Origin of the sequence: Microcoleus sp. B13-B6 (assembly GCF_036705405.1) — a bacterium.
Classification (GTDB): domain Bacteria; phylum Cyanobacteriota; class Cyanobacteriia; order Cyanobacteriales; family Microcoleaceae; genus Microcoleus.
Genome location: NZ_JAUBUJ010000013.1, coordinates 22,292 through 47,113 on the forward strand (window position 1 = coordinate 22,292; position 24,822 = coordinate 47,113).

The 24,822-nt window shown below is 46.6% G+C and carries 28 protein-coding genes; 9 read left to right on the plus strand and 19 right to left on the minus strand.

Annotated elements, in window-relative coordinates; all coding sequences use genetic code 11:
- Nucleotides 1-73 precede the first annotated feature (73 nt).
- From QUB35_RS08080 to QUB35_RS08095, 4 genes are all read right to left on the minus strand, one after another.
- On the minus strand, nt 74-457 hold the full coding sequence (locus tag QUB35_RS08080; RefSeq protein WP_333141010.1) for a hypothetical protein: 384 nt from the start codon (nt 455-457) through the stop codon (nt 74-76).
- A gap of 1 nt (nt 458) precedes the next feature.
- Nucleotides 459-821 (minus strand): hypothetical protein, encoded by a 363-nt coding sequence (locus QUB35_RS08085; RefSeq protein ID WP_333141012.1) that lies wholly within the window; start codon nt 819-821, stop codon nt 459-461.
- Nucleotides 822-1,146: 325 nt separating this feature from the next.
- Nucleotides 1,147-1,590, minus strand: a complete 444-nt coding sequence (locus tag QUB35_RS08090; protein ID WP_333141014.1) for an Hsp20/alpha crystallin family protein — start codon at nt 1,588-1,590, stop codon at nt 1,147-1,149.
- Between the two features lie 254 nt (nt 1,591-1,844).
- Nucleotides 1,845-2,132 carry a hypothetical protein gene (locus QUB35_RS08095; protein WP_333141016.1) on the minus strand — a complete coding sequence of 96 codons (288 nt, stop codon included), beginning with the start codon at nt 2,130-2,132 and terminating at the stop codon, nt 1,845-1,847.
- Nucleotides 2,133-2,318: 186 nt separating this feature from the next.
- Here QUB35_RS08095 and QUB35_RS08100 point away from each other — a divergent pair, with 186 nt between their 5' ends.
- The 4 genes from QUB35_RS08100 (at nt 2,319) to plsY (ending at nt 5,797) form a co-directional block, all read left to right on the plus strand.
- Nucleotides 2,319-3,113 (plus strand): MlaE family lipid ABC transporter permease subunit, encoded by a 795-nt coding sequence (locus QUB35_RS08100; RefSeq protein WP_333141018.1) that lies wholly within the window; start codon nt 2,319-2,321, stop codon nt 3,111-3,113.
- 53 nt (nt 3,114-3,166) lie between these two features.
- Nucleotides 3,167-3,559 (plus strand): DUF3119 family protein, encoded by a 393-nt coding sequence (locus tag QUB35_RS08105; protein ID WP_333141020.1) that lies wholly within the window; start codon nt 3,167-3,169, stop codon nt 3,557-3,559.
- Nucleotides 3,560-3,617: 58 nt separating this feature from the next.
- Complete coding sequence (locus QUB35_RS08110) at nt 3,618-4,949, plus strand: DUF3086 domain-containing protein (RefSeq protein ID WP_333141022.1); 1,332 nt, start codon at nt 3,618-3,620, stop codon at nt 4,947-4,949.
- Nucleotides 4,950-5,116: 167 nt separating this feature from the next.
- Nucleotides 5,117-5,797 (plus strand): glycerol-3-phosphate 1-O-acyltransferase PlsY, encoded by a 681-nt coding sequence (gene plsY, locus QUB35_RS08115; protein WP_333141024.1) that lies wholly within the window; start codon nt 5,117-5,119, stop codon nt 5,795-5,797.
- A 372-nt stretch (nt 5,798-6,169) separates the two neighbouring features.
- On the opposite strand, the gene QUB35_RS08120 is transcribed toward plsY, so the two are convergent.
- The 8 genes from QUB35_RS08120 to der all read right to left on the minus strand — a co-directional run bounded on the left by QUB35_RS08120 (nt 6,170) and on the right by der (nt 13,078).
- The gene (locus QUB35_RS08120; protein WP_333141026.1) at nt 6,170-6,799 is read right to left on the minus strand and encodes a hypothetical protein; all 630 of its coding nucleotides are present in this window, start codon (nt 6,797-6,799) and stop codon (nt 6,170-6,172) included.
- A 16-nt stretch (nt 6,800-6,815) separates the two neighbouring features.
- Nucleotides 6,816-7,661 (minus strand): pyrroline-5-carboxylate reductase, encoded by an 846-nt coding sequence (gene proC / locus QUB35_RS08125; RefSeq protein WP_333141028.1) that lies wholly within the window; start codon nt 7,659-7,661, stop codon nt 6,816-6,818.
- Between the two features lie 199 nt (nt 7,662-7,860).
- On the minus strand, nt 7,861-8,478 hold the full coding sequence (locus QUB35_RS08130) for a cell division protein SepF (protein WP_333080778.1): 618 nt from the start codon (nt 8,476-8,478) through the stop codon (nt 7,861-7,863).
- Between the two features lie 117 nt (nt 8,479-8,595).
- Nucleotides 8,596-9,261, minus strand: coding sequence for a YggS family pyridoxal phosphate-dependent enzyme (locus QUB35_RS08135; RefSeq protein WP_333141030.1), 666 nt, complete (start codon nt 9,259-9,261; stop codon nt 8,596-8,598).
- A 72-nt stretch (nt 9,262-9,333) separates the two neighbouring features.
- Entirely contained in the window at nt 9,334-9,603 is a 270-nt protein-coding gene (gene pipX, locus QUB35_RS08140) for a transcriptional coactivator PipX (RefSeq protein ID WP_006634205.1), read from the minus strand.
- Between the two features lie 42 nt (nt 9,604-9,645).
- Nucleotides 9,646-10,104 (minus strand): holo-ACP synthase, encoded by a 459-nt coding sequence (gene acpS, locus QUB35_RS08145; RefSeq protein ID WP_333141032.1) that lies wholly within the window; start codon nt 10,102-10,104, stop codon nt 9,646-9,648.
- A gap of 250 nt (nt 10,105-10,354) precedes the next feature.
- Nucleotides 10,355-11,350 (minus strand): energy-coupling factor transporter transmembrane protein EcfT, encoded by a 996-nt coding sequence (locus QUB35_RS08150; RefSeq protein ID WP_333141034.1) that lies wholly within the window; start codon nt 11,348-11,350, stop codon nt 10,355-10,357.
- A gap of 366 nt (nt 11,351-11,716) precedes the next feature.
- Nucleotides 11,717-13,078, minus strand: coding sequence for a ribosome biogenesis GTPase Der (gene der, locus QUB35_RS08155; protein WP_333103879.1), 1,362 nt, complete (start codon nt 13,076-13,078; stop codon nt 11,717-11,719).
- Nucleotides 13,079-13,323: 245 nt separating this feature from the next.
- Between der and QUB35_RS08160 the strand changes: the two genes are divergently transcribed.
- Both QUB35_RS08160 and QUB35_RS08165 read left to right on the plus strand, forming a co-directional pair.
- The gene (locus tag QUB35_RS08160) at nt 13,324-14,532 is read left to right on the plus strand and encodes a NupC/NupG family nucleoside CNT transporter (RefSeq protein ID WP_333141037.1); all 1,209 of its coding nucleotides are present in this window, start codon (nt 13,324-13,326) and stop codon (nt 14,530-14,532) included.
- Between the two features lie 221 nt (nt 14,533-14,753).
- Nucleotides 14,754-15,341 (plus strand): acireductone dioxygenase, encoded by a 588-nt coding sequence (locus QUB35_RS08165; protein WP_333141039.1) that lies wholly within the window; start codon nt 14,754-14,756, stop codon nt 15,339-15,341.
- Nucleotides 15,342-15,433: 92 nt separating this feature from the next.
- Here the strand turns inward: QUB35_RS08165 and QUB35_RS08170 are convergent, their stop codons facing one another.
- From QUB35_RS08170 to QUB35_RS08195, 6 genes are all read right to left on the minus strand, one after another.
- On the minus strand, nt 15,434-16,252 hold the full coding sequence (locus QUB35_RS08170; RefSeq protein WP_333141040.1) for a hypothetical protein: 819 nt from the start codon (nt 16,250-16,252) through the stop codon (nt 15,434-15,436).
- A gap of 408 nt (nt 16,253-16,660) precedes the next feature.
- Entirely contained in the window at nt 16,661-17,134 is a 474-nt protein-coding gene (locus QUB35_RS08175) for a DUF732 domain-containing protein (RefSeq protein WP_333141042.1), read from the minus strand.
- Between the two features lie 190 nt (nt 17,135-17,324).
- On the minus strand, nt 17,325-17,945 hold the full coding sequence (locus tag QUB35_RS08180; protein ID WP_333141044.1) for a cupin domain-containing protein: 621 nt from the start codon (nt 17,943-17,945) through the stop codon (nt 17,325-17,327).
- Nucleotides 17,946-18,089: 144 nt separating this feature from the next.
- Nucleotides 18,090-18,656 carry a sigma-70 family RNA polymerase sigma factor gene (locus QUB35_RS08185; RefSeq protein WP_333141046.1) on the minus strand — a complete coding sequence of 189 codons (567 nt, stop codon included), beginning with the start codon at nt 18,654-18,656 and terminating at the stop codon, nt 18,090-18,092.
- Nucleotides 18,657-18,908: 252 nt separating this feature from the next.
- Nucleotides 18,909-19,232, minus strand: coding sequence for a hypothetical protein (locus QUB35_RS08190; RefSeq protein WP_333141048.1), 324 nt, complete (start codon nt 19,230-19,232; stop codon nt 18,909-18,911).
- The gene (locus QUB35_RS08195) at nt 19,229-19,408 is read right to left on the minus strand and encodes a hypothetical protein (protein ID WP_333141050.1); all 180 of its coding nucleotides are present in this window, start codon (nt 19,406-19,408) and stop codon (nt 19,229-19,231) included. The genes QUB35_RS08190 and QUB35_RS08195 overlap by 4 nt, the downstream gene beginning before the upstream one ends.
- 222 nt (nt 19,409-19,630) lie before the next feature.
- On the opposite strand from QUB35_RS08195, the gene QUB35_RS08200 reads away from it, so the two are divergent.
- The 3 genes from QUB35_RS08200 to QUB35_RS08210 all read left to right on the plus strand — a co-directional run bounded on the left by QUB35_RS08200 (nt 19,631) and on the right by QUB35_RS08210 (nt 24,200).
- Complete coding sequence (locus tag QUB35_RS08200) at nt 19,631-20,845, plus strand: DUF4331 domain-containing protein (protein ID WP_333141052.1); 1,215 nt, start codon at nt 19,631-19,633, stop codon at nt 20,843-20,845.
- Nucleotides 20,846-21,036: 191 nt separating this feature from the next.
- The gene (locus QUB35_RS08205) at nt 21,037-22,437 is read left to right on the plus strand and encodes a hypothetical protein (RefSeq protein WP_333141054.1); all 1,401 of its coding nucleotides are present in this window, start codon (nt 21,037-21,039) and stop codon (nt 22,435-22,437) included.
- A gap of 263 nt (nt 22,438-22,700) precedes the next feature.
- Nucleotides 22,701-24,200: a HoxN/HupN/NixA family nickel/cobalt transporter gene (locus tag QUB35_RS08210; protein WP_333141056.1), complete on the plus strand. Its 1,500-nt coding sequence runs from the start codon at nt 22,701-22,703 to the stop codon at nt 24,198-24,200.
- Between the two features lie 120 nt (nt 24,201-24,320).
- Here the strand turns inward: QUB35_RS08210 and QUB35_RS08215 are convergent, their stop codons facing one another.
- On the minus strand, nt 24,321-24,761 hold the full coding sequence (locus QUB35_RS08215; RefSeq protein WP_333141058.1) for a DUF6918 family protein: 441 nt from the start codon (nt 24,759-24,761) through the stop codon (nt 24,321-24,323).
- Nucleotides 24,762-24,822: the final 61 nt, after the last annotated feature.

Sequence of the window (24,822 nt, forward strand, 5' to 3'; positions counted from 1 at the left end):
GATACCAAAACCTCTGTTTCTCAACTCATTCCCAAGTCTTTTATCTAAAATCTCACAGCTACAATCGAAATTACTAAACGACTGCTTGCGCTGGTGATACCAAAACCTCTGTCTCTAAATCTTCAGAATTTAGTTTTTCTCCCTTGTGAATGCTAAAACTGCCGTACAAAATTGAAATTTCAAAAATATCAGTATGAATTAAAGCTGCTTTCCGGTGCGCGTCTTCACCCAAATGAAAACCAATCAAATCAGCTAATGGTTCTTTTACTTCCTCTTCATCATGCACCTCCCACATAATTTCTCGGCAGTCTTGAAAAACTAAAGAGTAAGGCAATTGATCGCCTGTAGGATCGTAGATACATTCCAGTAATACTTCATTCCCCCACAAAGACACATTGACATTTTTCACGAGGGATGTAAGTCCACCTAAATTAAGCAAGTTGTAGTCATCAGGCATATTAATTACTCACTTTTTCTCCAGTAATGTGCGTATCAGGAATCTGATTGCCAAATTCATCGCGTGTTTGGAGTACGCTACCATCTTTGTCAAGACGCAAACCCCAGTTTATTCTTCTACCATCGGAGCCATATCGCGGTGCTGGCAGCCGAACAACTTCACTATTAGTGCGAATTATGACTTTTGACCTGTCAGAAAATTTGTATTCAACATAATTTCCTGAAGAAATTTTTACCTTAGCACCCAATCCGCGCAAAAAATCATCGACTTCTTCGCGAGTCATCCCGGTTAAGTCTCCAAACTCAGATGCAATTCCATTTCCTCCAACTCCCTGACTCGGCACGCAAGTCTCCTCACCAACCATTGCCTTTTTGAGTTTAGCACGGTTGAAGAATGGGAACAAGGAAGTTCGGCAACGGATTCGCTTTCTGAGGATGTAACGGAAGAAGGAAGAAGGAAGAAGGAAGAAGTTCGGCAACGGATTATGTAACGGATGTAACGGATGTAACGGATGTCAGTCCGAGGGAAGTCGGAAGAAGGAAGAAGGAAAGATCATTCCTCAAACTCGCAATGCCCAATGCTTTTCGGCCCAATTATCAATTCCCAATGACCAATAATCAATTCCCAAAACAAATAGGGGGTGCCTTGCGCCCCCCTACTAATTAACTAACTAAAGTAGGAAACAATTATTAGCCACCGATTTGAACTTTAACCACGCGGTTCTTTTCCGCTTCCGCTTTGGGCAAATTCAGGTGCAAAACTCCATTTTTGTACTCAGCTTGTACGCTGTCATTTTGAACCCGTGCGGGTAGGGGAATCACCCGGCGAAACGAACCGTAGCGGAACTCAGAGCGAGTCATGCCTTTATCTTCACTCTTAGTTTCCAGACGGCGTTCGCCACTGATAGCAACAGCTTCGGCGGTTACTTGTACGTCCAAATCCTTAGCTTCCATGCCTGGAACTTCTAATTTAAGGTGGATTGCTTCGGGAGTTTCATCGAGTTCGGCGGGGGGTACAAAAGCAACACCGTTAGATGCGCGATCGGTTGCCGGAGTCAAGCTATCAAACAACCGATTCATTTCTCGCTGCAAGGAGTCCATTTCCCGCAAAGGTTCCCAACGAATAAGTGCCATAACTAATACCTCGACTATCTGAAGTTTTTAGGGGTTGAGAAACACTTGACTCAACTTGTATTTAATATATTCCAGCTCCCGAAACTGGGGGAGTCGGTTTTCCGCAAAAAGGCCGATCGCATTTCCGAACATTCGCGATCGATATTGTAAAATCATCAAAAGGGGCGGGTATCCGATCCAACCGGAACCCAGCAATTTTAGATTTTAGATTCGAGCGAGGAATTCCCATCTAAAATCTAAAATCGAAGGTTCGATTAACTCCACCGCGAATGCTGATAAGAAGCGTAGGTATCAAACAAAGCACCCACCAAACCAAAAGTTAGACCGATAACGAAAAAACCCTGGAGGGGACAGCCGCTGCCGAAAGTAGCTAAGAACTGCAAAATCAGCTCTTCTCCAGAACGACCAACTCCTTGGAGAGCAGGCACGAAGCCAATCAGCGAAAAGCTAGTCAATCCTGCGCCGATTAACAATACGGGGGCGACAAAGCTCAACAGGCCCGTCAGCAGTACAGAGCGAAGAAAATTGGGAAAAATGCTCATAAGAGTCAGTAAATTCAGCTAAACTGCCGAAAGGTACAAGCAAACAAAACTTGTCCTTTTCTACGATAGGCAGCGATCGCCCTCAGTGGCCGGTTCTGTCAGAAATCTTAAATGTTAGAGAAAAAACTTGTTTAAGATTTGTAGATAAATTTCATTTTTGGCAGTTGTTCTATACTCGAAATCCCCTTGAGCACCACTACATCTTCCAGCCTCAGTTTGTGGAGTCAGCGGTTGCTGGCAGCAGCTTTATTGGGCGGCCAAGTCATGCTGCACTTGCTGAGGGGCAAAATTCACCGCCGCAACACCCTCGACCAAATGGCAGCAGTCGGCCCGGAATCTCTGCTGATTGCTTTGCTGACTGCGGGTTTTGTCGGCATGGTATTTACTATTCAGGTAGCGAGGGAGTTTATTAACCTCGGTGCAGGCAATGTCGTCGGTGGCGTTTTGGCTTTGTCTTTGACGCGCGAACTCGGCCCCGTCTTAACAGCCGTAATCGTGACGGGACGGGTAGGTTCGGCTTTTGCAGCGGAAATCGGCACGATGCAGGTAACAGAACAGATAGATGCCCTGCTGATGCTCAGAACAGACCCGATCGACTATTTAGTAATTCCCCGCGTCCTTGCTTGCTGCTTGATGCTGCCAATTTTAACTATCATGTGTCTCGTCACCGGCGTCGCGGGCGGACTGCTGATTGCTACGACGATGTACGGCATCTCTCAAAGCGTGTTTTTAGAATCAGTCCGCAATTTCCTGAGTCTGTGGGATATTTGCAGCGCGGCAATTAAGGCTTTTGTATTCGGTGGTTTGATTGCTGTAATCGGCACTAGCTGGGGTTTGACCACCACCGGCGGGGCAAAAGGCGTCGGCCAATCGACTACTACGGCGGTGGTGACGGCTTTACTGGCTATTTTTATTGTGAACTTTTTCCTGACTTGGCTGATGTTTCAGGGGACGGGCTCTAGCGTACTCAAAGGCTTGTAAGCTAGGAAACGGTAAAATATAAAGTATTGACAAAATTCGTTTAACTTAAACCCGTGAATAGCACTGCCTCTTCGACTGCGCCGGCAAGTACGATCGAACTCGCCCCGAGTTATGCCATTCCCCTAGTCCTGGTACTGGCGGGCCTAGCGCTGCTGTTCGTGCAGAAGTGGGTGAGTTTGCCACTTTCGCTGTTCGGCTTGTTTCTGATGTACCAAGCTGCCACCATCCGGCTGCAATTTACCCCAACTGATTTGGACATTTATCGATCGTCCAACTTAATCCGCCGCTTTCCTTACCGAGAATGGCAAAATTGGCGGATATTTTGGCCCGCTGTGCCGATTTTGTTCTATTTCAAAGAAATTAACAGCATTCACTTTCTGCCGGTTCTGTTCGATCGTAAAATGCTACAGGCTTGCTTAGAACAGCGCTGTCCCCGTCAAGACTAAAAAAGTTGTTAATTTTAAATTTTTAACTTTTCCGTGCCCACGCCGAACAAAATTTCCCATGAATTCAGACGAATCTCCAACCCAAGAACCGCAACCACAACCAGTCGCCCCAAGCGGTGACGGCGAAGTCGATTTACCCGTGAATGAGACAGAGTACCAACTTCTATCTCAAACACGAGATTTGTGGATCGACGAAAATGAACTGCCCGCCCAACTCCCGGCAGAAACAGACCCGCCGCTGGACGAGGAAGATGCCGAAATCGCCCAATTCGTGGACGAAGCAGGCGCAATCGCCCAAATTGGACCCAACACCGACGAGGCCGAATCAGAAAGTCCGATCGCTCAAATCGAGCCTCCCACAGACTCCCAGCCAACAGCAATCCCAGAAACGGTAACGCACATCCCAGAAAATATTACCGAACAGTTGGCAGAGAGAGTCCAAGAATTGCAGCAGCAAGAACAAGCTTTGACTGAAAAAATTGCCACATTGGAAGCCGACAAAGCCAATGCTATAGAAGCGTTGGGCCAGGCTCAAGCATCGATCGGGCGTTTGGTACAAGACGGCTTGATTCAACTAGATCAGCGCAAACAAGCGCTACAAATCGAAGTAGAAAAACTAGAACGCCGGCGCGATCGAATTCAAAAGGAAATGCGAACCACTTTTGCCGGCGTTTCCCAAGATTTAGCAATTCGAGTCCAAGGTTTCAAAGACTATCTAGTAGGCAGTTTGCAGGATTTGGCCGCCACCGCAGAACTCTTAGATTTGACACCGCCAGTGCAAGAGACACCACAGCGAACTGCTGCTGAGGAGTCTCAATCCTCAGCACCGGTAAATCCCAAATTTGCCGAACAGGGATTTCAAGAACAAGCCAAACAAATTCGCCGCACCCTCGATCAATACCGTACTGTCCCCGACTACTACGGCCCGCCTTGGCAACTCCGCCGCACTTTTGAACCCATCCACGCAGAACGAGTTTCTAACTGGTTTTTCACTCAAGGAGGAAGGGGTGCTTTGCGGACTATGGGTTCGCGCTTGCAAAATATCTTGATTACTTCGACAATTATTTCTGTACTCAGAAGCGTCTACGGCGGACGGGTGCGGACTTTGGTGCTCGCCAACAGTCCCGAACGTTTGGGAGAGTGGCGCCGGGGTTTGCAGGACTGTTTGGGCATTACTCGCAGCGATTTTGGCCCGGAAAGGGGGATTATTATGTTTGAGTCTGCGGAGGCTTTGGCTCAAAAAGCCGATCGACTGGTGAAAGATGGTAAATTGCCACTAATTGTCATTGATGAAACTGAGGATTTAATTAGTTTGTCAATCCTGCAATTTCCGTTATGGCTGGCCTTTGCTGCCGATCCGCAAACTTTGACGACTGCTAAGGATTTTTGAGCAAGTCCGGGCGAATATAATTCGCTGCTATACAAACTTTCGTCCGCCTGCGCGGACTGAAGAAACTCAGAGGGAAATTGACCGGAATTGGTTGTTCCTTCTTCTTCCTTCTTCCTTCTTCCTTCTGCCTTCTTCCTTCTGCTGTACACGAAATATCAAATTAAAAAATGGCTAGCTGGATAATTTTAAATGGCGCATTGCTAATAGCAGCTTATCTGCTGGGTTCGATTCCTACGGGGTACGCCTTGGGGAAATGGATGCTAGGAATTGATATTCGAGAGGTTGGTTCGGGTTCGACTGGTGCGACTAACGTACTGAGGACTTTGGGGAAGTGGCCGGGGTTGGGGGTTTTGTTGGTTGATGTGTTGAAGGGGGTAAGTGCGATCGTCCTAATCCGCTACATTTACTCTCTCACTTTTACCAGCCAGCTAGCAACCGCGGCAGGTTTAGAAAATACTGCAACTCTCCTCCCTTGGATGGCAACTTTGGCCGGTTTCTCTGCTGTTTTGGGCCACAGCAAATCAATCTGGCTGGGGTTTACCGGCGGTAAATCTGTGGCTACGAGTTTGGGAGTTTTGCTGGGTTTGTACTGGCCAGTTGGTTTGGGAACTTTCGGAATTTTCGGGATAGTATTTGCGGTGTCGCGAATTGTTTCTTTAAGTTCGATTATAGGGGCAATTAGCGTTGCTGGATTGATGTTTGCTTTACATCAGCCGCTGGCTTATGTATTGTTTGGAATTGCGGGCGGTGTGTTTGTAATTGTACGGCACCGGAGCAATATTCAGCGTCTGTTGAATGGTACGGAACCGAGAATTGGGCAGAAATTGGAAACAGCAGCTAGCGATTGATATTACCCACAGTCAGGACACGGCACTACAATTAATCGGGTGATGGTTACATCCAAGCCAGGAAGATTGATTATTTTGCGGTAGGGAAACGGCATTGCCGTGTCCTCCGTTGCTGAATTAGTCCTAGATACAGAAACCTGGTTTTTTACGGAAATAGTGCATTTTAGCCTTTAACACTGAGGAAAAACCCGGTTTTTTTGGTATTGATGCGTAATATTATGTCCGATCGATCGCCCATAATACAATTGCCGGGGCGGGTTTGTGAGATTGTCCGTTTTTGGCAAATATTATTGGTGAACCCGCCCCTACAGGAATCAGGGTAATCGACCGGACATGATATAACTCCTGTGAATGTAAAATGCGATCGCCTTTTTAGAACCCAGACAAATTCGGCGAAGTCGGGGATTTGGGTATAGCGCTTAATAAAATCCCTAAAATTTTTCCGACATCGCTCAGATAATACTCGATCGCATCAATAGAAACAATATTGCCCTCTAACTTCAAAAATCTCCACACAGTACCCGATGTCACGGCTCCATAAATGATGGGAATCTGATTTCCTTCTTCCTCATTAAATAACTGAGCCGCTAACATCTCCGCTGCACACTGCCCGAAACCAGCCTTAATATCTTCTTTTTTAGCTTCAACAAGGGTAATCACAGGGGCGCTGATAAACAGCCGTTCCGCTGACAAACTCATTAAAAAATCACAGGTTCCATTTAATCCTTTTTCAGGAGCTACATTAAACTCGGAACCTGAAAATAAACCAATCTGATAATTTAACTGCCGCCTAACTTCAAGTAAAATTGGTGCAATAATCAGTTCGGATCGAGCTTTTTCCGTATTTATATCTACTGCTAATGCTGCGTTTTCTTTCAACGCTACTTTCAGGATTTCGCTAGATTCTACTTCTGATATATCGGCAAACAAATCTTGATTTTCGTTAAGAGTTAAGTCAAATTGCTTGACAAGTTCCTTCAGCTTGAAGTCGCTATAAGCCATCTTAAATTCTCTGTTTTTATTTACCTAATTCTTGAGAACGCAAACAAGCTGCTTTCACTGCTTCGATTAGGGCAGAACGAAAGCCGTTACTCTCTAATTTAGCAATTCCCGCAATAGTTGTACCGCCGGGACTCGTAACTTGATCTTTCAATTGTGCCGGGTGCATTCCCGTTTCTTGCATTAGCTTCGCTGTACCAAATACTGTTTGTAAAGCTAATTGAGAGGCGATCGCCCGTGGCAGTCCTGCACAAACTCCGCCATCTGTCAAGGCCTCTATCAAAATTGCTACATAACCAGGCCCGGAACCCGAAAGCCCAGTCACCGCATCGAGCATACTCTCAGGTACTTCTACCACTTCTCCCACGGCCTGAAAGATGCGCTTTACCAATTCTAAATCAGCCGGTTGCACGAGTTTTCCCGGAGCGATCGCGCTCATTCCCGCCCCTACCGTTGCCGGAGTATTCGGCATCACCCGCAGCACTCCCCGCCCCGGAAAAGCTGGTTCGAGCTTGCTGAGTGGCACTCCTGCCAAAATCGACACTACCAGCGCTTCTGGCTGGGAATTAGCCGTTTCTCCATTATTTCCTTGTTTGCGATCGGCCGCCACCGCCAACTCCAAAGCTACCGTATCAAAAACTTGCGGTTTAATCGCCAAAAACAGCACTTCTGTAGCCGCAGCAACTTCTAGATTGCTGGCTGTTGTTCCAATCCCGTATTTGTTAGCCAAAAACTCGCGGCGCTTTACCCCAGGCTCGCTCACCAATATTTCTGAAGGCAAATAAACTTTTTGTGCTATTAAGCGGGATAAGAGAGCTTCTCCCATTACCCCGCCGCCGATCGTACCAAATTTTATGTTAGTCATTAGTCAGTTGTCAGTTGTCAGTTGTCACTTTTGAGTTATCAGTTGTCAGTTGTCAGTTGTCAGTTGTCATTGGTTACTTAGTTGTTAGCTAATGTTATTAATCCGCAGTGTTTATTCCACAGTTATTAGTTGTTAACTATTGACTACTGACTACTGACTACTGACTACTCACCACTGTCAACTGACTACTAACTACTGACTACTGAGCTACTGGAGCTTGTTCTGCCGGCCAGACTGTCGGTGCAGGAGCAGCAGCACGAGGGCGTCCTTGAGCAGGAGGCACTTCGTGAACCACACCAGACTGAGTTCTCACCTGCACGCAGCTAGGCGTAAACAAGAAAATACTTTCGCCAATTCGCTCTTGATGACCGTCAAGGGCATAAGTACCGCCCGCCACAAAGTCCACAGCTCTTTGCGCTTGGTCTGGGTCCATCACCGTCAGGTTCAAAACCACAGACTTGCGTTCCTTAAGGGCTCGAATTGCTGCCGGCATCTCTTCAAAAGTGCGCGGCTCCATTACTACTACTTCCGAAATCCCGTTCATAGCTCCAGGCATTCCAATCACGTTATTCATTACTGACCCTACTCCCCCGGTTGGTGCAACGACATCCATACCTGTCGATCCTACTACTGACCGCTCTCGCATTCTACGATTTTGACGACGTTCTTCTTCGGCTGCTGCGACGGCAGCGGGGTTGGGTTCAGGCGCTTGGTAAAAGTTCTGATACCGCTCCCCTTCCGTTTCGTCGTACACGTCATCGTACTCAGGCTCATTGTTGATGCCTACAAAATCTCGCAGTTTAGAAAAAATATTCATGATTCACGCTCCTTCACGACTTTGCTGCCCCGACTATACTCGCGTTGCGCGTTAGTCGCGGGTGGCTGACTATTCTATATTTAACCCAAATTGTCTTTATCAGAAGATTTCAATTATTTATCCCCTCCTAGAGCCAAATAAGGTTTGTCCTAGCCGTACCATAGTAGCACCTGCTTGAATTGCCAAATGATAATCTCCCGACATCCCCATCGAGAGCTGCTGCATTTGAATGCAGGGCAAATTTTGCTGCTGGATTTTCTGTGCAAGTTCGCGAGTGCTGTTAAATAATTCTAGGATTTGCGAGTCATCTAATCCCAGCGGAGGAATTGTCATCAAACCTTGAATTTTGATATGCTGACATTTGTTGAGTTCTGGAAGGTCGGCCAGCAGTTCTGGAACGCTCCAGCCGTATTTGTCCGGGTCGGGCAACATTTTGACTTGCAGGCAGACTTGGGGAGAGCAGGACTGTTCGCCCGCCAAGCGCGAAAGTCGCTGAGCAAGCTTTAAATTGTCGAGAGAGTGAATCCACTGGAAATGCTCTAGGGCCTTGGCGGCTTTGTTGGCTTGCAAGTGCCCGATCAAGTGCCAGTTGATATCCGGTAAATCTTGCAGTTGGCTTTGTTTTTCGGCAGTCTCTTGAACCTTACTCTCGCCAAAATCCCGGATACCGGCGTCGTATGCTTCGCGGATAGCATCAGTCGGTACCTGTTTGGTAACGGCAATTAACCGCACTGATTCCGGCAAGTGTTGGCGAATGCTGTTAATTCGAGAGGCTATGGTCATGGGTGCTCAACGCTCTTGACGGGAGGGAAGGAAAATTTAGACAGTTACCAATTACAAAATTACTGATTTTCGTTATTGAAATGTGCGCTGGTGAATGGTCTGCAATTGGTCGTACTCCTGATATTGACCGCTGCGACGCAGGGTTCGCAGGCGAATTTCGACCATGAGGCGAGCGTCGGAGCGACTGATTGGTTCAAATCTCAGCCCCCCAGGGCCGTTTGTCACCAAAAAAAACAGGCGTTGGGCGTATAGGGTGGTAAATAATTCTTGGCTGTCTTCAACCTGGGATACCCTGAAGAGGAGGCCAAAGTTTGGATGATTCAGGTAAGTTTCGGTAGTCATTCACACTCACAATCTATCAATTTTAGATTAAAGATTTCGATTTTAGATTTTAGTTTCGTTCGATCGCCCGACGGCGTTGTTTGAGAGCGGGGTACAAAGGGCGATCGCCGTAGCCGTGCAATAGTCTCCGTCGTGGCTGAGGCTTAATTGCCACTGGCAATTTCCCCAAACAGAGGCTTGTGCTGCTGCGGTTCCGTGCAGTTGCACATTGGGAGCACCGTTTTCGGAGCGCCGAATTTCCACATCTGCATACCGTATTCCCCGCCATCCCGTGCCTAGAGCTTTGACAACGGCTTCTTTTGCTGCCCAGCGACCCGCTAGCTGGTTGCAGGAAACTCGATTCATTTTACCTTTAATGCTGCTGTGTTGAGAATTTAGTTGCCCGCAATCCCTTTGTTCGGCGGGTGTGTAAACTTTTTCGAGAAAGCGATCGCCAAACCGGTCTAATGCGGCTTGAATGCGCGGAACATATACGATATCTGTCCCAAGATAGATGTTCAAGGTCTGGGTTCTCTAAATATTTGCCTCCATTACTTTAGCAGGACTGTCGCGTACCAGACAAAACTTACTCAAATCTAGGCCCGTGCTCCAAACCCCGCTCGAATCCAGGGCTGTTTCATTCTCTTGTAGGGTCAATCCCTCGTGAAGAGCCCCGATATCTGAAACTCGAATCAGTCCTTCCCAATTCTTCAATCTCAAATCTAATCAATCAATCAATCAATCTAAAATCTAAAATCTAAAATCTAAAATCTTAACTGTCCCAACCCCAAACAAAGCGGGCGCTCCAGAGGATGAGCAAGCAGCCGAGGGCGATCCAGTCTCGGATTTTCAATTGCAACTGGTGCCATTCTACACGGTGTCGATCGGGACTGGTGAAGCCGCGAACTTTCATGGCGCTGGCTATTTGTTCAGCTCGCAGGAGCAAGTTTTCTAACAGCCGCTCCGCTATCATCAACCACACTTGAGCGGCGCTGCGAAATCCGAGTTTTTTCCAGTTTATCGCTCTGGTTCTGACCGATCGCACTAAATTTTGTATTTCTTCCAATACTAGGGGAATAAATCGCAAAGATAAAGTTAATGTTAAGGCTATTTCGGTAATAGGCCAGTTCAAGCGACGCAAGGGCTGCATTAAGTTTTCAAGGGCGGCGGTAATTTCTTCGCTGGCTGTGGTGAGAAGGTAGAGGTTGGTGCTGTAAATTACTGTGAAAAATAGGGTGCTGACGTTGATAGCTAAATCTAGGGATTTGCGGGTGATTTTAATCGGGCCTTGTTTTAATAAAACGTAGCGGTAGTTTGTGGGTTGGGGGAGTTGATTTGGGCTTTGGGCTTTGGGATTGGGGATTGGGGAGTTTGAGCCTAAGTTAAAAGGTTTATACCAGGGTTTTGGTTGGGGCGGGGGTGGAAGAGTTGCGGGCTGTTGGGAAAAGGTTAATTCGTCGGCGGGGATGCGGGGCTGGTGTTCTGCGGGGAGTCCGTCGGGGGCGATCGCGCTGAGGCAAAATATTAATAGGCAGAATAGCAGCAGCAGTCCCATTTGCTGTTTCCACACGCGCAGGGGAATGGCTGCTGTTAGTGTCAGTACGATTAACATTCCTACTAGCATCAGCCGCCAGATGGGATTGGCGAGTATGGGCGCAATCAGAAATGTCATCAACCAGGCTAGTTTTACGCGGGAGTCTAGCCGGTGAAGCCAGGTTACGGGTTGTTCTAGGTAAAGTCCTATGGGGAGCGATCTAAGTAAGTCCATTTGGGATTTTAGATTTTAGATTTTAGATTTTAGATTGTCGATTATTAATAATACTAATTTATTGAACCGCGAAGACGCGAAGGACGCGAAGCAAGACAAGAGAAGAAAGAGAATAGAATAGAAAAAAACGCAATTTGCTTTGATCGTTAAATTGCGTTTTTTATGGGTCTTCCGTACTTAGTGTACTAATTTATCTGAAATTAATGGCTTAAATTTTTACACAACCAGGATTTCCGGTCTTACTTTAGTTAATTTGGAGCCATTTTTTCCTTCGATTCATACATAGCTTGGGTTTTAACTACTTAAACTAATAGTTTGGCACACTAAGTACGGAAGAGCCTTTTTTATTGAATCGAAAATCGAAAATTACTTGACGCGCAGTGCTCTATTTGTTGTGCTCATTTCGGTGGCACGAACTTTTTTGCCTCTCCAAAGTAGCCGCATTGGTGTACCGGTAAAGCCGAGGTGTTTGCGGAATTGGCTTTCCATGTAGCGGCGGTAATTTTCTGTGAAGCGTTTGGGATCGTTGACAAATAGGGCGATTGTCGGTGGCTGCGATCGCACTTGAGTACCGTAATAGATTTTGCCTTGTTTTCCTTGGCGGGTAACTGGGGCTGAGTGCCAGGTTGTGGCTTCTTCTATGACTTCGTTAATGACGGCGGTAGTGACGCGGCGCTTGTGTTCGTCGGAGGCTTTGTCTACTAATTCAATGATTTTTTCAACACGCTGTCCACTCATGGCGCTAACAAAAATCATTTCTGCCCAGTCGAGGAAATAAAGTCGGGTTCTGACTTCTCTTTCGTACTCGTAGATTGTGTCGGAGTCTTTTTCTACGGCATCCCATTTGTTGACGACTATGATGCAGGCTCGACCTTCTTGGCTGATGCGATCGGCTAATTTTTGGTCTTGATCTGTAACGCCGTCAATTGCGTCAATTACTAACAGTATGACGTTGGCGCGGCGGATGGCTTTGAAAGCGCGGTTGATCCCGAAAAATTCTGCGCCGTATTCGACGTTTTTCTTTTTGCGAATTCCGGCTGTGTCGATCAGGCGGTAGGTTTTACCGTTGCGTTCTACTAAGGTGTCGATCGCGTCGCGGGTTGTCCCGGAAATCGGGCTGACTATAGCGCGATTTTCTCCTAGAAATGCGTTTAACAAACTCGATTTGCCGACGTTGGGACGACCGATAATTGCTACTTTAATTTCCTCAACTTCTGGTAATACTTCCGTGGGAAGATAAGTTATTAATTTGTCAAGCAATTCGCCGGTGCCGTTGCCGTGAATGCCGGAAACTGGGAAAGGTTCTCCGAGCCCCAATTGCCAAAAGTCTGCAGCTTGGGTGAGTCCTGTATTTTCGGATTCGCATTTGTTGACTGCGAGAATGACTGGGACTTTTTGCAGTCTCAGCCAAGATGCGATCGATTCGTCGCCGCCGGTGAGCCCTGTTTTTCCGTCAACTACGAAAATGGCTGCGCTGGCTTCTGCGAGGGCCGCCATTGCTTGTTCGCGAATTAAAGGCAGAAATTCTGTCTCGTCGTCGAATACTAGCCCGCCGGTGTCTACGACTTGATATTCCCGATCGCCCCAGTATGCTGGTCTGTAAGTGCGATCGCGCGTGATTCCCGGTTCGTCGTGGACGATCGCGTCTTGGGTGTTGGCTAAACGGTTGACGAGCGTCGATTTGCCTACATTGGGGCGTCCAATAATAGCAACTATAGGTAGAGACATAAAAGTAGCAGCAATAAGGCTGCGCCGTAATTTTGAGGTTTAGCCTTTTATTGTAAGCGAAACTGGCCCAGATTGTATGCGATCGGGCTGCATCGTGTATTATAGGCCCTCCGGGGCTGTGTGGCCCGCGCCGCGAATTCATGGCGACCTCTGGAAACGAGATAAAGAAGGCTCGGACTGTTAATCTGGATTACCAGAGCCTGGTAACGATAAAAGCTTGCTGCACCTTCTCTAAAAATTGCTAAATGGAACGACTTATTTCTGTATTCGGGTTAGCTGTTTTTGTCGGTTTGTCCTACGTCTTTTCAGTCGATCGGCGCGCTGTCAAGTGGCCGCCCGTATTGTGGGGAATTGCTTTACAGCTAATTTTTGCTATTTTGATTCTCAAAACTGCTCCGGGTTTGGCTGTATTTAAATTTTTGGGAGATATGGTGACGCAGTTTCTCAATTTTTCGGATGCGGGGGCAAAGTTTATCTTTGGAGATAATTTTGCAGAACACTTTATCGCTTTTAAAGTGCTGCCAACTATCATTTTTTTCTCTTCGTTTATCACCCTACTTTATCACTACGGCATTTTACAGCGAGTTGTGCAAGCAGTGGCATGGTTGATGATTAAAACCATGAAAACTTCTGGCGCCGAAACGCTTTCTTGTGCTGCGAATATCTTTATCGGGCAAACGGAAGCTCCTTTGTTAATTAAACCTTATTTGGCGGCGATGACGCTCTCGGAACTCCATGCTGTCATGACGGGAGGATTTGCCACAATTGCCGGCGGAGTCATGGCAGCTTATATTTCTTTTGGAGTACCGGCTCAACATTTAATTGCGGCGTCGGTGATGTCTGCACCAGCAGCTTTGGCTATTTCTAAATTGCTGTACCCAGAAACTGAAAAGTCGCTGACTGCTGGGGAGGTGGAGGTGAAGGTGGAACAGGTTTATGCTAATGCGGTGGATGCGGCGGCTTCGGGTGCTAGCGACGGGTTGAAGTTGGCGGCGAATGTGGCCGCGATGCTGATTGCTTTTTTGGGTTTGTTGGCTTTTTTTAATGCGCTTTTGGGGTGGTTTGGAGGGCTAATTAGTTTGCCTCAGTTGTCGCTAGAATTAATTTTTGCTTATTTGATGGCTCCGGTTGCTTGGCTGATGGGGGTGCCTTGGGCTGATTGTGCAGAGGTGGGGATTGTTTTGGGAAAAAAAACGATTTTGAATGAGTTTATTGCTTATTTAGATTTGATGGAATTGGTGAAACAACAGGCGATTTCTGAACGATCGCAAATTATCTCGACTTATGCTTTGTGCGGGTTTTCTAACATTGGTTCGATCGGGATTCAGATTGGGGGAATTGGCGCGATGGCCCCGCAGCGGCAAGGCGATTTGGCGAGGTTGGGCGTGAGGGCGATGATTGCTGGCTCTGTGGCTTGTTTTATGACTGCTTGTATCGCGGGGATGCTGATTTGAAAGTTTTGAGTTTTTAGTTAAGCTGTGCGGTGCTTATGGCGCACCTTACATTAACTCCAGTAAATCTTATTAAATAAAAGTTAAAAAACCCACCAAATTATTTGATGGGTGGTATTACTTTGATCATTGGCGAGGCAGGACATGGAATTTTAGCGATCGGCTATTATTGAAAACAAGCAGGAGTTTAGTTTTTGACGAAAGCTTAAAACAGCAGCTTAAAAATGGAAACTAAATTTCCCTCAAAGCTCAACACATTAGGTGGTAATATGGCTGTTCTGCAACTAGAAGACGGTAGAACATATACGGATATCCGGGCGATCGCCAGTCAACTGGCAGTTTTAAATATTGAGATCGATTCCCTGCCCACTAACGAAAATCCGGCGTTTCAAGAACTGCTAGTTCAAGACATTCTCAATGTAACAGAAAAACAGCAGATTCTGGCAGCATATAATAGTGAGTTTGAACAGTTTAAGCGCGCCAGCGGATATCGGTGGTGCGACTTAAAAGTGCTGCATCCAGGTTCGCAGCAGATTTACGCACTGATGACTCAAAGCGATCGCACTCATACCCACACAGATGCAGAAGTTCTTCACATTTTAGCTGGGGAATGCGTTTTTGGGTTTGTGTATTCTAACGGATCTCAGGTACAATTAATGCTGCAAGCTGAAGAATACATTAAAGTGCCGGCTAATACCGAACATTGGTTTTATCTCACTCCGTCGCTGTACTTGAAAGCCTTGCAGTATTACACCAGTGCTCAAGGCTGGGTTCCTAAGTATACCAACAGGAAACTAAAAATTAAAAACTAAATGTAGGGTGCGCTTCGGCGCACCTTCCTCTATCAAAATAGGCGATTGAAATGGCGACTCTAGAAACAAAGTCTCTCTCTAAAAGACGAGTATTAAATACTTTCTACTTCATTAGGTGCGGCCATTTCAATTTCTTCGCAACGCTGCAAAAGCGCTTCTATTTCCTGAGCTAAAAAAATAACTTCCGGCCAAGAAGAACCGTTGATTAAATCTTGAGCGTGAGCTAATTTGTTTCTCAATGCTTCTGCTGACTTTAAAAAACGCTCCCCGTAGCGTTTGGATTTGAGCCCCAGCCGATCGACTATTTCACCCGAACTCAGGATTAAATCTCGCTTGTCGCAGAATTGCAGGTAATCGATTAAGTCAATTGCTTCATTTCTGGATCGCCCCAATTCCCAAAGGTGTTTTGCGGCTAAAATGCGATCGCCCTTAAGGAATTTTTGCCAAGAATCTTGGGGAAAGTAAATCCGCACGATCCGCAATAAATTCATTTCCAGAAGCGTCACCAATCCAAACAGCAGCATCCGCACCGGTGCTTTTTGTAAATCGCCGCAGGTAACGATCCCGTTGATCCTGTTGCTTTCTAATACAAATAATCTCGGTTTTTCTCGCAGCAGCGGCAGCAATTCCATCAAAGGAGTGGCGGCGGCAATTAATTGGGAGGGGTGAAAAATTTGCTGGTAGTCGCTGCACTTGCCTGTCTTTAAGTGCGATCGTTCTACATAGCCGCAAACCGTGCCATTTTCTTCGATACCGAGCACGTCAAAATCGCGGGCCTCCATCCACGATCGCAATTTGGCGGCATCTTCGCAAGCGGGGACAGCTTTCAGCGGTTCCGCGAGGTATTTAACTGTAATGCTGTCTTTGAATAAATCCCGCAAGTCGGCGGAACTTGATTTTAAATGTTTCATCTCATGTCCGGTAATTTCATGGATCGTTGCGCGACAAAATGACAATTAATATTGTAACTGCCAGTAAAGACGCCGTATTACCGTGGGAGAATCTCTGTTTTGGAAAAAGGGTTTTTTAGAAGTGCGATCGTCCCCCTTGCACTCCTGTAAAATCAAAACAGAGATGCTGCCTTACCCAAGGCGAACTTAACGTTAAACCCATAGTCCGGCTCTTGTTGAAACCCCTGCCTCAAAGCTAAATTCCTCGCTATGAGGACTAATGAGTTCTTCAGTCCTCTTAAGAGGACTTTCGCTATGAGACAGGGAATTCATTCCCTGGCGGAATGCCGGGTGAACGGGAGGAATGGCGGACTAAAAGCTTAAGTTGACACTAATATGCCTTACCGTGTCCCTACAGATTTCATGATATTACTTACTGGCTAATTCCGGGCAATAATGATTGGCGGCAAGGGTGGTAATAATATCCGTATCGGCGAGAAAACTTTCTTTGGCAGTTGGATTTTCGATACTGACAGCTTGCCCGATCGCTCTTAATTTAACTTCCGGCAGAGAAAGTCCCGATTTTGCTTCCGCACACATTCTTTTAGCGGCCGCAATTTTTTGACCAGGGGCCCTTCGGATTGCTTGCAGTAAATTGTCCGTTGCTTCGGGAGAGTAGCTTTTTGCTAAGCGTTGATAGTCTTCGAGAAATTTCCCATCGTTTCCTGTCAGCTTAATGTCGGATTCTTGGGGCGAACACAACAAATTTAAGTTAATTACTTCTCCTACTGAATTGACAAGAAAACATCCTTCGCGTTCTTGGGCGCTCGCGCTTTGGTTGCTGGGGACAAATTGTATAATAACGGCGGACACAACAGCAGTTAAACGTGAGTAATTTAGCATGGGAATTACGTGATATATTTGGGATTCTTAACCGCCGAATGCGGAGCAATGTGGTGTTTTTGAGTTAGAGCGTGTCCGGTAAATTAACCGAAATAATTGTAGGGGCGGGTTTCACCAACCATCTATACTTCTAACTAAAAATCTACATAAATCCGCCCTCCAAGCTGTCGGCAATTCAACAAAAATAATATCAGACGAACATTTCGTTGTCTAGGGAAGTTTTCATTAACAGCAAACATCCCCCTTGTGTGAGGGGCGAATGTGTGGAATCGGGAACCGATCGAATGTAGTCGCCTTGATGGCAAATTTCCCCTTCTACAATTAAGTCTCCTTCTAATACAAGCACTTCCTCCGAGGCAGCGTGTCGGTGCATGGGAAATGTTACTCCAGGTTCTAGGCGCATCAAGCAGGTAATTTCGCGCTTTTTTTTGTCAATGTAAAGCTTGCCGAACGAGACTCCCGGAACTCCATAAGATTTCCATTTGACATCGTGCGATCGCACTATTAAAGATGGAGTATTGTTCTCGGTTGGGGAAGTAACAATTGGCTTTATATTGCCTGATTCGGCCAGGGTGGGCGGCAGTTGGGCTATACGCTGGAACAGGCGGTTTTTGAGGTCGGGGGCGACAGGAACTGGGGGGGCTGTGTAGGCGATCGCGGCAATTGTGGATTCCAAAGCAGCTAATTCACTTGTAAGTTCTGGGGACTCTTTCAATTTCTCTGCAAATGCGCCACGTTCTGACTCGTCGAGGGTATCGAGAGCTTGAAGGGCTGCAAGGATGTTATATTCCTCGTCTGGCATCATTTCCATCTGTTTTTCGCCATTAATTGTAATTCACCCTAACTGGATTTTAAATTTTAGATTGGTCTGCTGCCCTCGCACTCAAGATGGATGATGGGAGATGCCAGAATTTTAGATTGATGTTAAACAACTTAAATTTAATTTTTTGGCAATCTAAAATTCGTCGCTCAAAGCTTGACGCAATTTGGAAATACCCAACCGAATTCTGGTTTTGATTGTACCTGTCGGGATACCAGTTTTAGCTGCGATCGCCGCGCAAGTCAATCCTTGGTAGTAAGCGAGTTCGATCGCCTGTTGCTGTTCCTTTGGCAGCTTTTCTAAGGCCGCTTTGACTTGTTCCCTGCGTTCTTTAAACATGGCATCTTCCATCGGTTCTGCAACGCTAGAGATGGGTACTTTAGCCTCTTCCAGACAAGCTTCAGCAGCCCGGACTGTTCGCTGCACAGCTCGCAGCCGATCGAGGGAACGACTGCGGGTAAGCATGAACAACCAGGTATCTGCTCGACTGCGAGAAGGATCGTAAGTTGCTGCTTTTTGCCAAATTTGGGAAAAAACATCGAGTACCACTTCTTCAGCTTCTTCTACCGAACCCAGGATTTTGTAAGCGAGAGCGTAACTTGGGCGACCGTAGCGATCGTAAAGTTTAGCTAATGCCGTTTGGTCTTTCTGGGCAATCTGCACTAAAAGCAGCGATTCATCGCCTGACTTCTGGCCTGTCATCTCAGTGTACCGAAAATTTTTGTTTTGACTGCACAGATCCAAAATTAAAAATTCGGCGTATATCACTACAGAACATAATTGTAAGTTTGAAGTTGGGGTACAAACTGGAGTATGCCTTTTCAGGCTAATTTTGTCGTGCTTTGAATTGTAAAAATCCCAAGTCATATTGGATTTTACCACCTAATTAATTATTTGGTTGAGACTTAGCAATCCGCTTTATGCAGAACAAAAAAATCCCTGAGCGTGAAGAGTCTATCGATTTTCGATTTTCGATTTTCGATTTTCGATTAAAGAATTGAAGCATTGACCCCCCGGATAAATTCGGGGGCAAGTTTCATCGGATACAGGTTTTTTATTTCTGGGTTCTGAGTCTGCGAAGGAATGAATCACGTGGCGGGTATCCTGGATGCTTTCGGTCAAAACAGCGCCATTCACTCGTTCCCAAGCTTTGTTCGATCGCTCCCAATAAGAGCCTGGAAACCCCTCTAAGCGAGGCTCTGGCTCCGCTCTATCGAGGGAAGCCGTGTCTGGGAGCAGGTCTTCCCAAGCATAGTCCGGGAACGAGTAAATCCTCAATTACCCACTTTTTTACAGAAATTAGTCTGGCAGCACAGATCCAAAATTGCCAAACCTTCGTATACCACCAATAGGAGAAGGCTCAGCAACAGCGCCAAAGCCCGACAGGTTGGCAGATTGCAACCTGTTGCTACAAAAGTCCAACCCGCTAATACCAATTTAATGTGAAGTTTCACATATCTCGATCCCCCTAAATCCCCCTGATTGTTGGGGAGTAGGGGTTGACTTTGAGAATAATCTTGTCCCCCCCTTGTAGGGGCGGTGCGACCCCTACTCCCCGTGCCCGCCCTCTTGGCTAGGGGGGATCAGATTCTACGGGTCCTCATAAAAAATTGGTATAAGGCCGGTTATTTACCATTGATTTGTGCAAAAATTACATTGAAATAAAGGTGCTAACTGTGAAGCTCACAAAAAAAATTCGCCGAACCATACTAGCTATTGAAGTAGCTCTAATTGCTCTATTAACTCCAGGGATAATTGTCGCTTCTGACCACGACGACGGCGAAGTAGATATCAAAGGTCGCGCTGTAAATTTAACTGACCTGTACGTATATCGCGAAAAAGACCAAAACTCCGGTGCTGCGGACGGGGATTTAGTATTTACGATGAATTCAAATCCCAGGTCTGTCGCCCGTTATCAATATTATTTCAGCACTACAGCCCTCTACCAATTTCACATCACCCAGGTAGGTGACGTGAATTCTACACCTACTGGACGTTCGGATATTATCTTGCGGTTTGCCTTCAGTCCGCCTAACAATAGAGGTATGCAAGCGGTAGCTGTAACTGTTGTTCGCGGTGGCTCGGAGACTGTTGCTAAGACTACTGTTAACGGCGGGCTAATTGCTACAACTCCGCTGAATTCTAATGCTGTTTTGAATACAGTACCTGTGGGCGGTTCTAACTTGACTGTATTTGCGGGTTTACGCGAAGACCCATTTTTCTTTGATGTGGAACAATTTTTTAGAGTTCGCGCCGCAGCTTTGGGAACGGGGCCGCGCACTGCTTTTAAAGAACCGAGTCAAGCGATCGACTTTACTAAAGGTTACAACGTCAATACAATTGCTGTCCGCGTTCCGAAAGCGTTTTTGCAAGCAGGAACAGGGGCAAATACTTTTGATGTTTGGTCAACAGTTTCGATCCGGGATGGAGCTGGCGGTTTTAAACAATTCGAGCGTTTGGCAAGACCTGCAATTAATGAGGGTTTGATAGTTACTCCCGCTTATCTGGAAGCATTCAATAATATTCCTCCGAGATCGGATTTGAGCGCTGCTGCTGCTCCGGTGCGGCAGGAAGCTGTTGCTACTCTGAATGCTGTCGATCTTTTGGACGGTCGGGATAATGTCGATCCAAATGCGATCGCCGGAGCTTTCTTACCCGATGTCATGCGGATCGATACCACAAAAACCAGCGGCTACGCTAGCGCTACCAATGCTCAAGGAAGCTTGATCGGAGGTCGTATGCTGATGGATGACGTTATTGATATCACTCTGGGAGCTTTGGTAGGTTCTCCGGTTGGTGATAACGTTTCATATAACGGAAGTCCGGGAAATCCGGCTCAGGGACACAAACCTTTAGAACCGACTTTTCCTTATTTGGCTTTGCCTAATTAGTCAGTTGACAGTTGACAGTTGACAGTTGACAGTTGACAGTTGATGGTAGTCAGCTCTATGAATGTAGGGTGCGTCGCTATGAGATTTTTAATGAAACTTGCAGATTATAGATGGCGACGCACCTTACCACAATAGAAAAGGCTTTTTTTGACCGCAGATGAAGGCGGATTAACGCAGATGAACGCGGATGTATGAAAACTAAAATTAAACCGGAAATAAAATCGGATATTTTCTCGTGGTGGCTGCTGGGAGTGGTTCCTTTAGTTGGGATGGTAGTAGTGAATTTACCTCCTAACTTGCGTTTTATTTCAGCAACTTTTTCTAACAAAAGCCCCGAAAATCTCGATAGTAATTACCGCTATCATTTTTCGGAAAGTTTGAGAAATAATCCCAATCAAAAGGAAGCAATTCAGCAAGAGATTGCTTTTTACCAGCAGCGGTTGGCCGTTGATTCCCGCAGCGGTTTGAACCGGGCGTCACTGGCGGGATCTTATTTAAAAATGGCTCGCGCTACTGGGGAGGGAGGTTGGTTTTTATTGGCAGAACAAGCGGCTCAAAGGTCGATCGCCGATTTGCCTTTTGACAACCAAGGTGCGCTGTTAGTTTTAGCTCGAATTGCCGAGGCGAGACACGATTTTGCTACTGCTTTGCGCTTTGCTAAACAGGCGGGTTCTGACAATGAAGATGCGATCGCCCTTTCAGTTACATCTCACTTAGCGATGGGAAAAGTGAGCGAGGCAAATGTAGCCGCAGAAGCCTTAGTTAACCGGATTCCTAACTTGGGTTCTCTCACTTTGAGAGCTTTAGTGAGAGAGTCTCAGGGCCGAGATGCTGAGGTTTTGCAGGATTACCGGCAAGCAATGGCGGCGGAGGAACCGGGAGAGGTTGCTGGTTCGGCGCGGGCCCGATCGCTCTTGGGTCGATTTTACGCGCGTCGCGGGCAGTTTGTGCAGGCGAAAGCGCTGTTTTTGGAGGCGCTGCGGTTGGTGCCGCGATACCCGCTGGCGCTGATTTATTTGGCGGACTTGGAGACGCGGCAGGGCAATTATCGGGAAGCCGAAGGCTATTACAGCAAGGTTTCTGCGTATTCTGGCGGGGTTGCGACTTTGTTCGATCGCATTGTCGATCGCGGTATGGCGAGGGTGAAGGATTTGCAGGGAGATGCGATCGAATCCCGGCGACTTCGCGACAAAGCAGAAGCAGGGCTGCGACAGGAACAGGTTTCTGGCGGTTTTGGCCACCGCAGGGATTTAGCAAGTTTGCTGCTGGAAAAAGGTCGATCGCAGGATGTCGCGGAAGCGCTGGCGTTAATGCAGGAGGAGGTGAAAATTCGCCGGGATGCTGTCACGCTGGATACTTTAGCCTGGGCGCTTTCGGCCTCTGGGGAATGGCAAAAGGCCGATCGAGTGATGGCCGAAATAGTGCGATCGGGGATTCGCGATGCGGGGATGTTTTACCGGGCTGGTGCGATCGCCCGTACTTTAGGTAAGGATGCTGAATCTCGCGCTTATTTTCAAAAGTCCAAGGAAATTGACCCGACTTTTGACGATCGAGCTCGCCAAGCATTGGGTTTGGGAAGTTATGAATTTTGAGATTAGCTAATAGCAGCCATTCGGCCAAGTTCGCCATTCCCTCAATCCGCCAGGGGTTTCAACCCCTGCCTAAAAGCTTAAGTCCTCTTGCATAGGACTGAAATGCACAATTGTTAAATTTGATTAGCTATTCAGTCGGTTTTAACCGACTTTCGCTATGAGACGGGGATTTCAATCCCCGGCGGCCTTGCGGGTAAGCGCGCTGGAAAAATCACAACAAACACAAATAATTCATCCGAAAATCACTAAAAAAACAGGGATTTATGCAGTACAAGCTGAACCGAATTTTCCAATTATTTATCCTATTTTCTCTGACACTTTCCTTGTTACTAACAACCTCAAACAGACCAGTTTACTCACACTGGTCAGACTTATCCGTAGCAGAAATAGTAGTCAACGATTTGCAAGCCGAAATAACATTAACTTTCCCAACAGGCTTAACAAACTTCGCCGACGACAATCGAGACAGCCAGCTACAACCTGCTGAAGTTCGCAGCCACCAAACACAGCTAGAAAATTTTTTTAGCCAACAAATCCGCATCGCCAACAGTAGCAATATTCAAGGCTCCGTAGCAGTAAACCCGCTAGAAATAGCAGCTAAAAGCACCAGTGTTATCCAGCAGCCCAATACCCACAGCACCTTAATTTTAGACTACACCTGGCCCGCACCTTCTCAAGATAAAACCCCCGGTTTACCTGATGCAATTTCCATCTCCAAACCTAATTTTCGGATTAATTACAATCTATTTTTGCCCGGAGTTCCGACAGCTAGCTGTCAAGCTACGATTGTGCAAGGGGGTGCTGTAAAAAGCTTTGTGTTTACGCCGCAAAACCGGGACTTTTTGTTAGCAGGAAAGGAATCTATCTGGGATTCAGGTTGGAGTTTGCTGCTAGCAGTAGCGGGAGCATTTGCTTGGGGATGCGTGCACGCGATGTCGCCCGGACACGGAAAAACCATAGTCGGCGCTTATTTAGTTGGTTCGCGGGCTACTCCGCTACACGCTTTATTTCTAGCAGCGACGACTACAATTACTCACACTGCCGGCGTGTTTGCGGTGGGCGGAATTACTTTGTTTGCTTCTAACTTAATTGACCCAGAAAAATTAGATCCTTGGCTGAGTTTAATCTCTGGTTTATTAGTAGCCTTTATCGGGTTTAACTTACTCTTATCAAAAATTAAGACGAGGTTGGTAGTGGGGACTGAAGTTCTCAAAAAAATTAAAACTAAATTTTTTAATAAAAACTGGTTTTTAAGGAGTAAAGTCTTTACTGCGGAATGTGAAGAACCAGTAAATCTTTTGATTAGAGGAAGTTGGGAGCGAGAATTTAAGCCTGTAAAACCCGATATATCTCACCACTACCACCATCACGGAGACGGCCGGATTCACTCGCACTTGCCTCCCGGTGCTGACGGTTCTGCGATTACTTGGAAAAGCTTATTAGCCTTGGGGATTTCCGGCGGTTTGTTGCCTTGTCCTTCCGCTTTGGTGATGCTGTTGAGCGCGTCGGCTTTGGGCAATGTTGGTTTGGGAATGACGTTAGTGGTAGCGTTTAGTTTGGGATTGGCTTTAGTGCTGAGTGCGATCGGATTAATCTTAGTTTATGCCAAACGGAATTTTGATAAACTGCCTAAACAGATAACAGCAGTCAAATTTCTGCCTGCGATTAGCGCGATGTTTGTAATGTTTTTGGGGTTGGGGATTACCGGACAGGCGATGTTGAAAATATTGGGGGCGAGTCAATGGGTAATTGGCAATGGATAAGCATAAAATTAGGACTCTCCCTCCTAACTACAAACTTACGAATAAGTCTGATTTTAGATACCCGATTTCTGGAAGAAGGCGGGTATCTGGGTATTCTGTTTTTTAGCCGTTGCTCAGTTATCAGGCCGCACTATTATATTTATTAATAATTTCGGCTAAATCCGGTACTCCCTTTTCCACGTAAGTCTTAGCTGAGGGGCGGAGTTTGGCATAAGCGCCTCTAACAACCGCTCTTGTGCTGTTCTCGGCTTTTTTGTCGCTGATCTGGAGCAATTCGTCTGCTACTTCAGCTTTTCTTTGGGCTAGATATTCGACTGGGTTGCCATTGTTTACTGCTTCAGCCCACATCGGATCGAGTGCGATCGAGATTTCTGGCAGAAGTTGATCGACGACTTGGGCGCAATAGTCAGCCCGTATCCCCTTGACAGTAGAGTAGGCAGCTTTAAGAGCCATACCACCCAATCCCGGCGCTGCTGCAACTTGTTTGTCTATCAGCTTTACACAGTCATCAACAAAACTTTCTCTGTTGTTTTCATTCAAGAGAATATCGCTAAGTCCCATTTTCGCTTTCCTTGATTTAATAGTCAATGTGCTTATTAGCTTGGAGAGCCATCAGGGGATT

Coding starts and splice junctions, on each gene's coding strand:
- QUB35_RS08080 (WP_333141010.1), bottom strand. CDS start 457: ATGCCTGATGACTACAACTTGCTTAATTTAGGTGGACTTACATCCCTC.
- QUB35_RS08085 (WP_333141012.1), bottom strand. CDS start 821: ATGGTTGGTGAGGAGACTTGCGTGCCGAGTCAGGGAGTTGGAGGAAAT.
- QUB35_RS08090 (WP_333141014.1), bottom strand. CDS start 1,590: ATGGCACTTATTCGTTGGGAACCTTTGCGGGAAATGGACTCCTTGCAG.
- QUB35_RS08095 (WP_333141016.1), bottom strand. CDS start 2,132: ATGAGCATTTTTCCCAATTTTCTTCGCTCTGTACTGCTGACGGGCCTG.
- QUB35_RS08110 (WP_333141022.1), top strand. CDS start 3,618: ATGAATTCAGACGAATCTCCAACCCAAGAACCGCAACCACAACCAGTC.
- plsY (WP_333141024.1), top strand. CDS start 5,117: ATGGCTAGCTGGATAATTTTAAATGGCGCATTGCTAATAGCAGCTTAT.
- QUB35_RS08120 (WP_333141026.1), bottom strand. CDS start 6,799: ATGGCTTATAGCGACTTCAAGCTGAAGGAACTTGTCAAGCAATTTGAC.
- proC (WP_333141028.1), bottom strand. CDS start 7,661: ATGACTAACATAAAATTTGGTACGATCGGCGGCGGGGTAATGGGAGAA.
- QUB35_RS08130 (WP_333080778.1), bottom strand. CDS start 8,478: ATGAATATTTTTTCTAAACTGCGAGATTTTGTAGGCATCAACAATGAG.
- QUB35_RS08135 (WP_333141030.1), bottom strand. CDS start 9,261: ATGACCATAGCCTCTCGAATTAACAGCATTCGCCAACACTTGCCGGAA.
- pipX (WP_006634205.1), bottom strand. CDS start 9,603: ATGACTACCGAAACTTACCTGAATCATCCAAACTTTGGCCTCCTCTTC.
- QUB35_RS08150 (WP_333141034.1), bottom strand. CDS start 11,350: ATGGACTTACTTAGATCGCTCCCCATAGGACTTTACCTAGAACAACCC.
- der (WP_333103879.1), bottom strand. CDS start 13,078: ATGTCTCTACCTATAGTTGCTATTATTGGACGCCCCAATGTAGGCAAA.
- QUB35_RS08160 (WP_333141037.1), top strand. CDS start 13,324: ATGGAACGACTTATTTCTGTATTCGGGTTAGCTGTTTTTGTCGGTTTG.
- QUB35_RS08165 (WP_333141039.1), top strand. CDS start 14,754: ATGGAAACTAAATTTCCCTCAAAGCTCAACACATTAGGTGGTAATATG.
- QUB35_RS08170 (WP_333141040.1), bottom strand. CDS start 16,252: ATGAAACATTTAAAATCAAGTTCCGCCGACTTGCGGGATTTATTCAAA.
- QUB35_RS08175 (WP_333141042.1), bottom strand. CDS start 17,134: ATGCTAAATTACTCACGTTTAACTGCTGTTGTGTCCGCCGTTATTATA.
- QUB35_RS08180 (WP_333141044.1), bottom strand. CDS start 17,945: ATGGAAATGATGCCAGACGAGGAATATAACATCCTTGCAGCCCTTCAA.
- QUB35_RS08185 (WP_333141046.1), bottom strand. CDS start 18,656: ATGACAGGCCAGAAGTCAGGCGATGAATCGCTGCTTTTAGTGCAGATT.
- QUB35_RS08205 (WP_333141054.1), top strand. CDS start 21,037: ATGAAAACTAAAATTAAACCGGAAATAAAATCGGATATTTTCTCGTGG.
- QUB35_RS08210 (WP_333141056.1), top strand. CDS start 22,701: ATGCAGTACAAGCTGAACCGAATTTTCCAATTATTTATCCTATTTTCT.
- QUB35_RS08215 (WP_333141058.1), bottom strand. CDS start 24,761: ATGGGACTTAGCGATATTCTCTTGAATGAAAACAACAGAGAAAGTTTT.